The sequence below is a fragment of the Novipirellula caenicola genome (genome assembly GCF_039545035.1).
Taxonomy (GTDB): Bacteria; Planctomycetota; Planctomycetia; order Pirellulales; family Pirellulaceae; genus Novipirellula; species Novipirellula caenicola.
The window spans coordinates 43,407-56,448 of sequence record NZ_BAABRO010000017.1 but is presented as its reverse complement, the minus strand read 5'-3'; the positions used below and the strand labels follow the sequence as shown (position 1 = coordinate 56,448).

Below are 13,042 nucleotides of genomic sequence, written 5' to 3'. Positions count from 1 at the left end.
TCTCTATTTGCTTTCGCTTAGTTTTCCGAGTTCATCCCACAGGATCGCCGACGCTGCAATGCCACGGTGGTAATCTTGAATTTTGAATTTTTCGTTGGGGCTATGAGTGTTGTCGTCGGATAACCCCCACCCCATTAACAGACAATCGCATCCCAGCACATCTTGGAAACGGGTGACAATCGGGATCGAGCCGCCTTCGCGAATCATCACCGGCGCGACTCCGAAAGCCGATTCGATCGCCTGCGATGCCGCCACCGCAAACTTGCTTTGCGGGTTGGCCAACATGCCTGGGGCGCCGTGATCCGGTTTCAACGTGTATCGAATCCCTGTCGGGGCATGCTGTTGCAAATGACGCTCGATCGCCGCGGTCAACTGAACCGGGTCTTGGTTGGCGACCAAGCGGAAACTGAATTTGGCCAACGCGGTGGCCGGGATGATGGTTTTGACGCCCTCGCCTTGATGCCCACTTTGCAATCCATTGATATCAAAAGTGGGTCTGGCCCAGCGGCGTTCATCGCTGGTAAAGCCTTTTTCGCCGAACAACTCGCTGACGCCGACCGATTTGGCGAATGCTTCGTCGGACTGAGGCAATTTGGCCCAAGCGTCCCGTTCGGCTTGGCTTAGTTCGATGACATCATCGTAGAAGCCTTCGATCTGAATTCGTCCTTCGCGATCGACCATGGACGACAGCAAATGGCACAGCGCGATCGCCGGATTCATTACCGCCCCCCCAAACGAACCGCTGTGAAGATCTTGGCTTGGTCCGTTGACTTCCAATTCATAGGTTGCGATCCCACGCAGTCCGTAGGTGATCGCGGGCTGGCCGTCGGCGTATTGGCTGCTGTCGCTGATCACGACGCAGTCGCAGGCCAATCGATCGCGAAGCTCGGGCAGCATTCGCTCGAGGTTTTCGCTGCCAACCTCTTCTTCGCCTTCGATCAAAAACTTGATCTGCAGCGGCAGCGGCTGGCCGGTCGCCAACCACTCACAAACGCTTTGCACGTGAGTCAGCAGTTGGCCTTTGTCGTCGGTTGCCCCGCGAGCATACAGATTGCCGTTGCGAACGGTCGGTTCAAAGGGAGGCGATTGCCACTGGTCAATCGGCTCGACCGGCTGGACGTCGTAGTGGCCGTACACCAATGCGACCGGAGCCCCGGGAACGGCGGGCGTTTCGGCAAACACCATCGGATGCCCGTGGGTGGGGATCAATTCGGTGGCCAACCCCGCCTGTTGCAACTTCGCCGCAACCCAATCGGCCGCCGCGGCGGTCTCTGTGCGGCGGGAAGTGTCGCTGCTAATACTAGGAATTTTCAACCACTCGACTAAATCGCTCAAATGGCGATCGGATTTTTTAGCCAGAGTGTCCAACAAATCGGGTAAGTTCATCGAATCGGACTAGGGGATTTTGAACGAAGGAAAATACGGAAGTGTCGTCAAAGCTTGCCACCGCACGACTGAAATTTGCCGCACGAGGCTCAAAAACGTGATAATCAGGACTGCCGACCGATTTGGGACGGCGCTACAATATAGCTTTGTCGCAGAGAACGAAAACGTGAGGCAATCCTACGTTTTATGGCTCAGGGAGACTACCATAGCAGTGCCGGGACCACCTCCGTTTTAGGGGGCCGGCATTTTTGCACGAGGGGCCCTGAGCAGCATGCTCGAAAAAGACCTGCGGTTCGGATCACGATTCGAACGCTTGATTTTGCAGACCACCGAGCGTGCGCCAGCAGCGTCACAGGATTGCCGCCCGAAACAGGCGACACAAAAATGGAAGGGAGGCGAAACGGCACCGATGCAAATCGGTGATTTTCCGACATCGCTTCGCAGAACCGATTCCTCAAGAATTTAACGTATTCGAAAACGATTTTACTGGATCCCCAGTCAACAACCATCAAATGTTGCAAGGAGCATGGTCAGCAATGGCAGATCATCAAACAATGGTGGCCGAACCCGAAGTGGCCAAACCCGAAGTTGAACGTCGCAATCAATCCAAAGCAAAGAAGCAGCCTCGTTACAGCGTCGTGCTGTGGGACGACACCGATCACAGCTACGAATATGTCGTGCTGATGATGAAAAGTCTGTTTCGTCATCCCATCGAAACCGGATTCCAAATTGCCAAGGAAGTCGATAACAGCGGTAAAGCAATCTGCTTGACCACGACGCTCGAGCACGCCGAACTGAAACGCGATCAGATCCATGCGTTTGGCAAAGATGAATTGATCGCCCGCTGCAAAGGCAGCATGTCGGCAACGATCGAACCCGTTCACGACTAATCATGCGGCGTGTCGACCGAGGCAGCCTTGACGCGGTGCAAGGGGCCCGAGGCCGTCAATGCCGGAGATTATTAGGGCCCGAGAGTGCGAGGGCCTGAAAACGTGAGGGCCCAAAAGATTGGTGCCGTCACAGCGGATGGCGTGCGAAAGGCTCACTGTAATTGCGAGTGATCCATCGATATTTACTGCTATCGATACTCACTCGCCAGCGCCCATCATTCACTCGCCAGCGCCCATCCGCGATCACCTAAGAGGCTTCGCCACGCATTTTCGATCGCGCCCGGCTCAGCACCGGGCCGATGCTATTTTCGGCCATGCCAACGCTCTGACTGATCTCTTGGTAACTCTTACCTTCGAGATGGTACATCCGCACCACGTTGGCTTCTTGCGGATCCAGCCTCAGCATCAACTGCTGGACCTCTTCGCGATTTTCGATTCGTGATTGATGCCCGTTGTCGCTCACGGCCTCCTGATTGACCGTTTCCAATTGGCTGGCGGTCTGCGGACCGATTTGCGATGTAGCCAAGCGCCGCGCGATCACGCGGCGTGCGACGACGGTCAAATAGGTCGCCAACGAACAATTGCGGCGGAAACGGCGGAGCACACCGAAGTCGTTGGCGATCAACGCCAAAAACACCTCGGCGACCAGATCATCACGCGTGGATTGATCCAACGTGATTCCACGCGATTCCGCTGTGTGGTTCGCCACATGAACCACCAAACCTAAAAACCGATCGACAAAGTTCTGCCAGGCGCGTGGGGCACGCTCAAGGCATCTTTGCAGAAACTGGCGGTCAACCTCGGAAAGACTCACTGGCGTGATACCAAAACGAATGAGAAATCAATTGCAAACAATGTATCGAGCAACACTCCGCCTACCCCCCATTATGACAGGCGAGAACCGCTGAGTCATTTTCCGCCGGTAAAAAAACGCCAAGCAAAAAACGAACTGTCTGTATTTAGGCAGGAGCCTCTACTTAAGCATGGTAGGTACGGGAGACGCCATTCGCAAGCATTAACCCTATATTCTGCACGGCATCCAACCTTGCCCCCCAACAGCACCGCTACATCGGGTGGTTTTGGAGCCCAAAAATGCCATCGGAGCCCCCGTGTCGCTGCTTCTGCCACCCCCGGCACTTGACTCGCCGAAAGACCGGTGTACCATGACACCAGTACACGCAATCGAGGTAGCGTCCGAATTTTCCGGCTGGGTTGGGATTTCCCAGTCCGGTTGAAATTTTTTGGCTCCCTTGGGATTGCGAACGTGCATGACGCGATGTGGCGTCCTCCCTCTCTTTTGACTTGGGCTCGAAGGCAGTCATGTTCTTTTCAATCGAAACGAGCGGCGACATTCCGATCTACGAGCAGATTGTTCGTCAGGTCAAATTGGCGGTCGCCGATGGCGTGCTCTCGGGCGGCCAGATGCTGCCGAGCGTCCGTCAATTGGCGGCCGATTTAGCGATCAACTCCAATACGATCGCCCGCGCGTATCAGGAACTGCAAAACGATCGCGTGCTCGAACCGCTGCGTGGCCGTGGGATGGTGGTCCGCCGCGATGCCTTGGCTCGCTGTACCAAGGCTCGTAACACGCTGGTTGCCGATGGCGTTCGCCGTGCACTTGCCGACGCGATCGCGGGCGGAATGACTCGGGACGAGCTGCGAGAACTCTTCGAAGCCGAACTCGCCAAGCAGGAAAAACAGACCGCGCCGCTGCATGCCGGAGACGATTCATGCGACTAAGACGCCACCGGACCGAATCCGCTTCCCCGCGTTCACTGTGTCAACGAACGACTTTTCTAGGATCACGCCAATGCAATCGGTAATTTCGCTTCGTCACATCTGCAAACGATTCGGCAACACGATCGCGCTGGACAACATTAATTTGGAAGTGCCGGCGGGAGTCGTCTTCGCGTTGCTGGGCGAAAACGGCGCAGGCAAAACGACGATGATTCGCATCTTGACCGGCTTTCTAAAACCCGATTTTGGGGCGGCCAGCGTGATCGGGCATCCCTGCGACACCGCGGGACTCGAGATTCGCAAATCGATCGGCTACGTCTCGGACGCCCCCGCACTTTATGAATGGATGTCCGCGGGTGAAATTGGTTGGTTTACGTCCGCGTTTTACCCCGAGGGATTTCTCGAGCGTTACCGCGAATTGATTGCCGAATTCGACGTCCCCGAAGGCGTCCGCCTGAAAAGCCTCAGCAAGGGACAGCGTGCGAAAGTCGCATTGGCGTTGGCGATCGCTCATGACCCGTCGCTGTTGGTCCTGGATGAACCGACCAGCGGACTTGATCCGATGGTTCGACGACAATTCTTGGAATCGATGGTGGACCGCGCCGCGCTTGGGCGCACCGTGCTGCTGAGCAGTCATCAAATTAGCGAAGTCGAGCGGGTCGCCGATTGGATTGCGATCCTGCATCAAGGCGAACTGAAACTCGTTCAACCTATGGATGTTTTGCGTCAGTCGACCCACATCGTGGTCGCGACGCTTGACGACGCCATTGCAGCGGTCGAGTCCCCTGCCGGGCAAGTGCTTTCCGAGTCACGCAGTGGTCGCCAAGTCCGCTGGATCGTCAAGGACTTGGCCGACGATTGGCAATCGCGTTATGACGACGCATCGGGAGTCAAGAATTTATCGGCAAGCCAAGCATCGCTGGAAGAAATCTTCATCGCGGTATGCGGTCGCAGCGATCGTCGCACGATCCGTGATGAAAAAGTGAACGCGCAAGTTTAATCAAACGTCGACAAAACCCCGGCCCCCGAACGCCGCACGGTTGTTCAAGAATCACTCGCGTAAAAGTACGACGATGAAACAATTACTGTGGAAAGACGTGCTCACGCTTCGCCCGCTTGTCATCGCGGTCGTCGCTGGCATTCTGCTATTCCAACTGTTTATCACGGCCGGTCAGTACGTTTTCAACGACGCCCCCCTGGACATTGATCCCTACCTTCTGGTTTGGATTCTGATGCCAAACTTGATGGCGTTGGGCGCTCCGGCGATGTTGGTTGGCAACGAAGAAGAAGCAAAAACATTCCTTTGGTTACGCACGTTGCCAGTGCGGTGGCAACGAATCGTCGACGTGAAGTTTGCGGTCGGTTTGGTTGCACTACTTGTCGTCTGGGCGATTGCGTCGCTGGTACTCGCGGTCGTTGTTTTGTTGATTGACGACTCGAGCTCTCCGATGGCGGACGACGTGATTCATCCGATCGGCGTGGCGAGGCTGCTGTTTTTCAGTGTGTTGTTGCTGATTTGCGGATTCATCACCGCCTACCTCGTCCGTTCGCCAATCGGCGGATTGATCCTGTTGATTCCCGTGATCGTCGTGACATCTTGGTTTGCGGTCGGAGTCATCCAAACGATTCTGTTTGGCCACTTCGACACCTATGGCTCGCTGAGCAATGTAAGCACGCGTGATTTTCAAAAGGCGGCGATCTTCGCGATCGGCTATCTCGTTGTGCTATGGGGTGTCCAGCGATTGTTGGGACGTCGACGATTGGTCTCGGTTGACCGCGCGCCGCTGCTTACATCCAACGAGATCGTCCGGCCCTATCAACCACCCGTGGAACGAATCTTCAACCGTCCGAATCCAGTTTTTGCGTTGCTATGGCAGCACGTCGAACAGAGCAAGTGGTTGATGGGGACATTGACGGTGATCGGCTTGATCGTGTTGCTGTTCTGGTATGCGCATCCGTCACGTCTGGACGACGGCATGCAAGTTTTGTCGCAAGTGGCGATGGCCACGATCGCTTCTTGGCTGGGGGCGTTGGCGTTTTATGGCGACACGGTGCGGAGTCGGTCAGTGTATTTTGCGGACCATGGCATTCGCCGGAGTGTGGTTTGGGGAACCCGGATCGGGCCGCCACTGGCGTGTTGTTTGTTACTGGCGGGGATCAGTGTTTGGATGACCGGCGCCGTGACGATGGCGGCGATTATGTTGGCTGCGTTTGCCTTCGGTCAACTCGCCGCGACGGTCACCCCACGGGCGACGCTTGGGTTGCTGACCGCACCGATTTATCCGGCGTTCGGTCTCAGCATCCTGGTTCCATTTTTCGGGCTGTACCCAAACTACGTCTACACGGTCATCTTCATCTTCCCCGTATTACTGCTGGCAACATGGCGGCTCACCAATCGATGGCTCGAACAGCGCCGAGATGTGTGGTTTCAGTGGACGGTGGTTGCGTTCGTCCTGATCGCCTTTGTCACGCCGATGGTGATGGTGGCCGGTTTGCGTTACAGCAGCATGCCCTCGATCGATCCACAGTGGCGAAGCGAGATGTTTCAGCGAAGTCTTGCGATTTCAAACTTGCAAACCAAGAGCACGCTCGAGTCATCCAGTCAAGCGGTTTTGGTCGCGCCGTTTGAAACGGTCTACCACGAGCCTGAGTTTTCGAGTCTGAACGATCGTTTACTTGCCGAACTCAACGAGCTGCAGGAGATTGGTGACGAGGTCAAATTCGGTGAAATCCATGCTTTGTTTCGCGCCAACGAAATCCATCTGCGGCAACAAGGGTTGACCGTCGATGAGGTAGCCGAGATGAAGCGGAACGCACTAAAAGTGATGGCGGCGTGGGCGACAGCGGTGCGTCAAAATGCAGTTCAAGCCACCAGTTCGTTTGGAACCGTCAGTTTGGTTGCGGACTTTGGCGAGGAATTCTTGCTGCGTTACATCGACACGATCGAAGGAACCGACGAACAAATTGCCGAGATTGTTTCGCGGATCCCCGATCAAGAGTTACGCCGAGCCTCGCGCGCAGTCGTGCTCGTGCAAGCTTGGGACGAGTACCAGCGGGGGCGATGGACCAAAGTCACCCCTGATGCGTGGCGGTATGAACGACGCTTTGCCGACGTGCTCTTGAACTCGCCTGCGACATTTTTAAGTCTCGAGCGAGCACGCAGTGACCGTTTCCTCGACAAAGCCGTTCGATTGACGCTCGACCAATTGGAACATGAGTTGCCTCGCAAAGGTTCGCCCGCGTTCGCACAGCGAGCGGAATACTGGAACGAATTTGCTGGCCAGCGAGCGTTTGGTGATGCTCACAAGCCCGCTCGGGTTGCCGATTGGTTCGAGAACTGGACGCTCGATCATGAAAACGCGATCGCCGGTTTACGCAAGCGGTACCTGCAGGCTGAGTAACGGCTAGCAGGTTTTCGACGGCATCCGGATTAACGGGCCACCGATCGACGCCGTCCGGCGTGGGAGAGGGCCAGCCAGGGGGCGGGCAGCGAAGGGACCGGGCAGCTCTGTCGACGGCATTGGGCGCCCCCCAAGCTCGGCCATTTCACTCGCGGATCGACCAAAGATCCTGCGGCGCTCGACCGATACCTTGCTGCATGCCATTAACTTTTCGCGGGGGCATTAACTTTTCTGGGGGAAGATCAGCCGATTTCAGTTTGGGGCACTGCGCAAACTGAACAATTGGAGTGCGATGGCGTAATATGCGAAAACGCTTCCGCAGCCCCCGCTTCAAGGCGACTTCCGCACGCATAGCGTCTATAATTGGCTGTGAAACGATTGTAAAATTCGATTCTCGAACAAGACTTGCTCAATTCCTCAAGGATTTTCACTGATGCAGAATACCCCTTCTCGCCGCAAATTCCTCAAACAATCTACGGTTGCAGCCGCGGGTGCCGCAGCAATCGCAACCAATGTCGCTCGCACCGCTCACGCTGCGGGAAGCGATGAAATCAAATTCGTTGTGATCGGATGTGGCGGACGTGGGTCCGGTGCCGCAGCGAACATCATGAACACCAAAGGCAACGTCAAACTTGTCGCGGTAGCAGACGCGTTCCAGAACAAAGCCGAATACGCGGTCAAACGTCTAGCCCAGTCGCACAAGGACAAAGTCGCCGTCCCCCAAGACCAAATTTTCGCGGGACTGGATGCCTACAAAAAAGCGATCGACACCGATTGTGATCTGGTCGTGATTGCCACTCCCCCCGGATTCAAACCTCAACAATTTGAGTACGCGATCGAAAAAAATCGTCACGTGTTCATGGAAAAACCGGTCGCCTCGGACGCTCCCGGCGTCAAACGCGTGTTGGCGGCTGTCGAAGAATCGAAGAAAAAGAACCGCATGGTCGGCATCGGGCTGCAACGCCGTCACGAGCCACGGTACATCGAAACCATCAAACGAATTCACGATGGTGCAATCGGCGACGTGATCGCACAGCGTGTTTATTGGAACGGCGGCGGTATCTGGTACCGTAACCGTGACAAGGATATGACCGAAATGGCATTCCAAACCAATAACTGGTACCACTTCAATTGGCTCTCGGGCGACCAGATCTGCGAACAACACATTCACAATTTGGATGTCGGTTGCTGGGTCAAGGGAGATTTCCCGGTTGAATGTAACGGCATGGGTGGTCGTGCCCAGCGAGAAGGTGGTGACGCGACCAAGTCACAGATTTTCGACCACACATTCTGTGAGTACACCTTTGCCGACGGATCCAAGATGTTCAGCCAAGGCCGTCACTTGGCGGGCGGTTGGAACCACGTCGGCGAGTTCGCTCACGGCACCAAGGGATCAGCCGATCCATCGGGCACGATCGAAGGCGAAAATCCTTGGAAGTTCAGCGGCAAGAGCCCAGGTGGACATCAACAAGAGCAGCACGATTTGATCGAAGCGTTGATGCGAGGCGACATCTACAACGAAGGTGAATACGGCGCGAAGTCAACCTTCACCGCGATCCTCGGTCGCGAAGCCTGCTACTCGGGCAAGATCGTCAAGTGGGACGAGTTGATGGAAAAGGGTGCAAACCTTTCTCCTGGAATCGACGAGTACACCCTTGAGAGCGATCCTCCGGTGATGCCTGGCCCTAACGGCGAATACCCTGTGCCAGTTCCTGGAAAACACAGCCCGTTCGCGTAACGCGGCATCGAGTTTGACCCGCATTTCAAAAGGCGGTTTCGAATCATCAGGTTCGAAGCCGCCTTTTTTTCTTGCACGTCGTTACTACACGCATGTGTCTTCAGAATCGACCGTCAAATTGACGATGCTGACAATGCCGACGCGATTAGGTTGAACTACACGCTGGCCAAGACGGTCGCGATTGCCGCGCCTTCGGAGGTGTGACTCAGGCACAGAACATGCGACTTCTGTAGCGGCTTAGCAGCGGTGACCCCCGGCTTCGATTCAGCCGAACCGTTCCACTGCAGCGACGGTGGAATTTGCTTGTGCTTCAGCGCTAACACGCCGACTAAGATTTCGATCGATCCGCTGGCCGCACCGGTGTGCCCGAGTTTGGCAATCGGCGTCACCACCGGTACCTCGGGCAAACTCGATTCAAGAGCTTGTCGTTCTTGTCGATCGATTACCGGATCTCCCATCGCGTGTGAAACCACCATCCCGATGTCAGCCGGACTTAGCTTCGCTTTTCGCAAGGCATCGTCGATAGCCAACTTGATCGCTGCGGCGGATCCACGGATGCCAGGCGTATCGATATCACAGGTTCGCTTGACCAACTGCATCCCTTCGGATGCGACAAACCGCGAGGTCATCGCAACCACTTCGGCAATCGGTTTTGCTCCTCGCTGCACCGCCGCCTCGAGGCGTTCCAGCACAAACACCGCTGCGGCTTCGCCTCCGACCACCCCTTTTGCCGTGGGATCAAAGGGACGTGATGCCTCGGCAACGTTCTCAGTCGACTCGGCGATAGGCAGGTCATTGCGGTAGTTCAGCCGAGTGGCGTTGATCCGGGTGCCAGCAGCCCCGCTGATCATGCACGTCGCGATGCCACGGTTCAGACACGAGATCGCCTCGTCCAACGCAGCGGGTCCCGACGTATCACCAAGCACCAGCGTGTTGTTGGGGCCGTGGGCATTGATTGCGATCCCAACGTGACAGGCGGGCATGTTGGGCAAGTATTTCAGCATCCACAGCGGCATCACGCTTCGCATCGCCGCTTCGCCAAAACGCGACTCGTCCATCGTGCCATCGTCGTCGAGACATTTCTGGAACGCCTCGGCCAATTCGGTAGGCGGTCCATACAGCATCTCGCTGCCAAAGACGGTTCCGATTTCCTTGGGAGCAAACCGAGTCACGTTGTCGTCGGACGCGGTGGAATCCGCGTCCGATTCGGCAGCGGGAAAGACCGAATCGAGTCCGGCATCTTCAATCGCCATCATCGATGCGACGTAGGCGAGTTGGATCTCGCGAGACATCACCTTCAGGGCTTTGCGAGGTTTTACGAACTGTTTTCCGTCAAACCCGACGATCGGGGCGCCGATCCACAGTCCGTCGTTTTCGTGCCCCGCCGGGGGAGTTGGACCGTCATCGTCGCGATCGGCCAGCGATCGCACTCCGGAATCCCCGCGAAGAAACGCAGCAAAGAAATCTTGATGTCCCAGTCCGATCGCAGACGCCACGCCCGCTCCGGTAATGACAATTCGGTGTTCCGGCATGTTCGAGATTATGGCGATAGGTGGAGCAGTGGCGATTTTGAAGAGAAACGAGCAACCAGCGTCAAAGTATGATTACCAAGGCACCTGATGACCAGGGTTGTAGTTTAACTCGGGAAACTTCGCAGCGGGGGTGCCCGAGCAGGGTCGGTTTGTAGCGAACAAGCCGACGATGACCAGCGGGGGGCATCACTGCAAGGATCGATCGTACAGCCGATGCGTCTTGGTTCGCGTTGCCCCGCCACGTTCGATCGTGCCTCGCGAGAGTGAATTGCTTTCCAAAACCCAAGAAAACTCGCCAATCTGGATGCCAAACTCGATCGCATCGGGCAGGATTCGCGACAGCGTGACCAATCCGAGTCCCCATTTCTGGTACTCCGGCAACACATTGGTGCTAATCAACCGCAACCGATCGATCTTTCGTTTCCCCGTCAGCAGTTTCAGCCATCCAAATGGAAACAGCTTGCCATCGATTTTGCGAATGATTTGGTTGTAATCCAACAGCCCAAAGCCGGCGCCGACAGGGCGACCATCGATTTCCGCGATGCTGGTCAATTCGGGCACGATCAAATGCTTCAAACCATCGCTCTGCACCTTGATTTCCGCTTCGCTCATCGGGACATAGCCCCACGTTCGCTGCAGCGATTGATTGTAAATTTCCAAGAACGAGCGAACGTCTTCCTTAAATCGCTTGCGATCGATCGGCCGGCAATTCACTTTGAATCGACGTGTCGCCTCTTCGATCACGAACGCCAATTTGGGATCCAAGTCTTCGAGGATGTCCATGTGCGCGTCGTAGCTGAACAGATCTTGGACTTTTTCAAAGCCTGATTCGAGAAACAGACGCTCATAGTAGGGGTGGTTATAGGGGATCATGAATGTGGGTGACGAATCGAAACCGTCGACCAACAACCCGACCTCGTAATTCAGACTCGGATGAACCGGGCCGCGAACATCGGTCATCCCTTGTTGTCGCAGCCAATCAAAGGCATGCTGGAACAGCAATTTGCTCGCTTCGCTGTCGTCTTCGCACTCAAAGAATCCGACAAAGCCACGTTTTTCGTTGTGGCAACGATTGTGAGCATGATTGACGACCGCGAGAATGCGGCCGACCGCACGTCCATCGCGGCGGACCAGGAATGCTTGGCGATCGGCATCGTCATAAAACGGATGGTGTTTAAAACCAACGATTTTGCGGCGTTCGGCCCATAGCGGTGGCACCCAGTAGGCGTTGTCCCGATAGAGTTCCCGCTCTAAATCGAGGAATTCCTTTTGGTCGCGTTTCGAGCTGACTACGTCACAGATTGGCATCTTGCTCATCTCGTCGATTTTCCGTTTTCCAGAGTCACAATGTTAAAAGGCCGTGTTGATGCCGACGCGAGCCCATCATCAACGTCTATCAAGAGTTTGGCATGAGCGATCCGGAGCCACTGGTACTTCGCAGCCCCGCAAACCCCACCGTTCGACGCCTGATCCGATTAAGGGATAATCGTACACGACGACGCGAGAAGCGTCTGCTTGTCGACGGTTGGCGGGAAACGCTGCAAGCGATCGATGCCGGTTTGGACTTGGTCGGACTTTACCTGCCCGAATCAGGTCCGGCAGATCCGAAGAATCATGATTCCGGCGATCGGACCCGACACCACCACGCATCGTCCGCGGATCCCCTACCTGCGAACCAGGAGCGTGCAAACCATGATCCGAGAGTTCGTATCGTCATTGAAAAAGCCAAGACTTCACAAACGATTCGAGTTGTTTCGGATGCCATCATGTCGCGAATTGCCTATGGCGAGTCGCCTCGCGGGGTGGTCAGCGAATTTGTGCAACCCGACCACTCGCTTGACGATTTGACGCTGCCGCCGAACGCACTGATATTGGTTTTGGACAGTTTAGAAAAACCGGGAAATATCGGTGCCGTTTTTCGCTGTGCGGACGCTGCCGGGGTCGATGCGGTGATTTTGTGTGGGGGCGGCAGCGATATTTACAATCCCAATGCAATCCGCAGCAGTCTGGGGACCGTCTTTCAAATCCCCGCGGCGGTCGGCAGCGAATCCGAAGTCGCTCGCTATTTGAGCGACCACAAAATTCGTCCGCTAGCGGCACGGGTCGAGTCATCGGATGAACTTTGGGCGACCGATTTCTCAGGTCCAATTGCCGTGATCGTGGGCAGCGAAGCCAACGGACTCGGTTCGCGTTGGCAGCGTGATGGCGACGGCAACCCGGTCGCTGGAGTGCGAATTCCCATGTTTGGCAAGGTCGACAGCCTAAATGTTTCGGTTTCCGCAGCGGTCGTACTGTTCGAAGCCAGACGCAACCGACCACGAGGCTGATGCGACGGCCCGAGTCGCGTTTTTTACGGCA

At 55.9% G+C, this 13,042-nt stretch carries 10 protein-coding genes; 6 read left to right on the top strand and 4 right to left on the bottom strand.

Going from position 1 to position 13,042, the window contains the following annotated elements; all coding sequences use genetic code 11:
- Positions 1-3 precede the first annotated feature (3 nt).
- Positions 4-1,386: a dipeptidase gene (locus ABEA92_RS24720; RefSeq protein ID WP_345687305.1), complete on the bottom strand. Its 1,383-nt coding sequence runs from the start codon at positions 1,384-1,386 to the stop codon at positions 4-6.
- Between the two features lie 536 nt (positions 1,387-1,922).
- Between ABEA92_RS24720 and ABEA92_RS24715 the strand changes: the two genes are divergently transcribed.
- Positions 1,923-2,276 (top strand): ATP-dependent Clp protease adaptor ClpS, encoded by a 354-nt coding sequence (locus ABEA92_RS24715; RefSeq protein WP_345687303.1) that lies wholly within the window; start codon positions 1,923-1,925, stop codon positions 2,274-2,276.
- A gap of 247 nt (positions 2,277-2,523) precedes the next feature.
- On the opposite strand, the gene ABEA92_RS24710 is transcribed toward ABEA92_RS24715, so the two are convergent.
- Entirely contained in the window at positions 2,524-3,090 is a 567-nt protein-coding gene (locus ABEA92_RS24710; protein ID WP_345687301.1) for a sigma-70 family RNA polymerase sigma factor, read from the bottom strand.
- 506 nt (positions 3,091-3,596) lie between these two features.
- On the opposite strand from ABEA92_RS24710, the gene ABEA92_RS24705 reads away from it, so the two are divergent.
- The 4 genes from ABEA92_RS24705 to ABEA92_RS24690 all read left to right on the top strand — a co-directional run bounded on the left by ABEA92_RS24705 (position 3,597) and on the right by ABEA92_RS24690 (position 9,152).
- The gene (locus ABEA92_RS24705) at positions 3,597-4,016 is read left to right on the top strand and encodes a GntR family transcriptional regulator (RefSeq protein ID WP_345687299.1); all 420 of its coding nucleotides are present in this window, start codon (positions 3,597-3,599) and stop codon (positions 4,014-4,016) included.
- A gap of 70 nt (positions 4,017-4,086) precedes the next feature.
- Positions 4,087-5,013: an ABC transporter ATP-binding protein gene (locus ABEA92_RS24700; protein WP_345687297.1), complete on the top strand. Its 927-nt coding sequence runs from the start codon at positions 4,087-4,089 to the stop codon at positions 5,011-5,013.
- A 73-nt stretch (positions 5,014-5,086) separates the two neighbouring features.
- Positions 5,087-7,414 carry a hypothetical protein gene (locus ABEA92_RS24695; RefSeq protein ID WP_345687295.1) on the top strand — a complete coding sequence of 776 codons (2,328 nt, stop codon included), beginning with the start codon at positions 5,087-5,089 and terminating at the stop codon, positions 7,412-7,414.
- Positions 7,415-7,847: 433 nt separating this feature from the next.
- Positions 7,848-9,152, top strand: coding sequence for a Gfo/Idh/MocA family protein (locus ABEA92_RS24690; protein WP_345687293.1), 1,305 nt, complete (start codon positions 7,848-7,850; stop codon positions 9,150-9,152).
- Between the two features lie 155 nt (positions 9,153-9,307).
- Here the strand turns inward: ABEA92_RS24690 and ABEA92_RS24685 are convergent, their stop codons facing one another.
- Positions 9,308-10,684 (bottom strand): beta-ketoacyl-[acyl-carrier-protein] synthase family protein, encoded by a 1,377-nt coding sequence (locus tag ABEA92_RS24685; protein ID WP_345687291.1) that lies wholly within the window; start codon positions 10,682-10,684, stop codon positions 9,308-9,310.
- Positions 10,685-10,870: 186 nt separating this feature from the next.
- Positions 10,871-12,001: an N-acetyltransferase gene (locus ABEA92_RS24680; RefSeq protein WP_345687289.1), complete on the bottom strand. Its 1,131-nt coding sequence runs from the start codon at positions 11,999-12,001 to the stop codon at positions 10,871-10,873.
- Between the two features lie 92 nt (positions 12,002-12,093).
- Between ABEA92_RS24680 and ABEA92_RS24675 the strand changes: the two genes are divergently transcribed.
- A complete protein-coding gene (locus ABEA92_RS24675) occupies positions 12,094-13,011 on the top strand; it encodes a TrmH family RNA methyltransferase (RefSeq protein WP_345687287.1) in 918 nt (305 codons plus the stop codon).
- Positions 13,012-13,042: the final 31 nt, after the last annotated feature.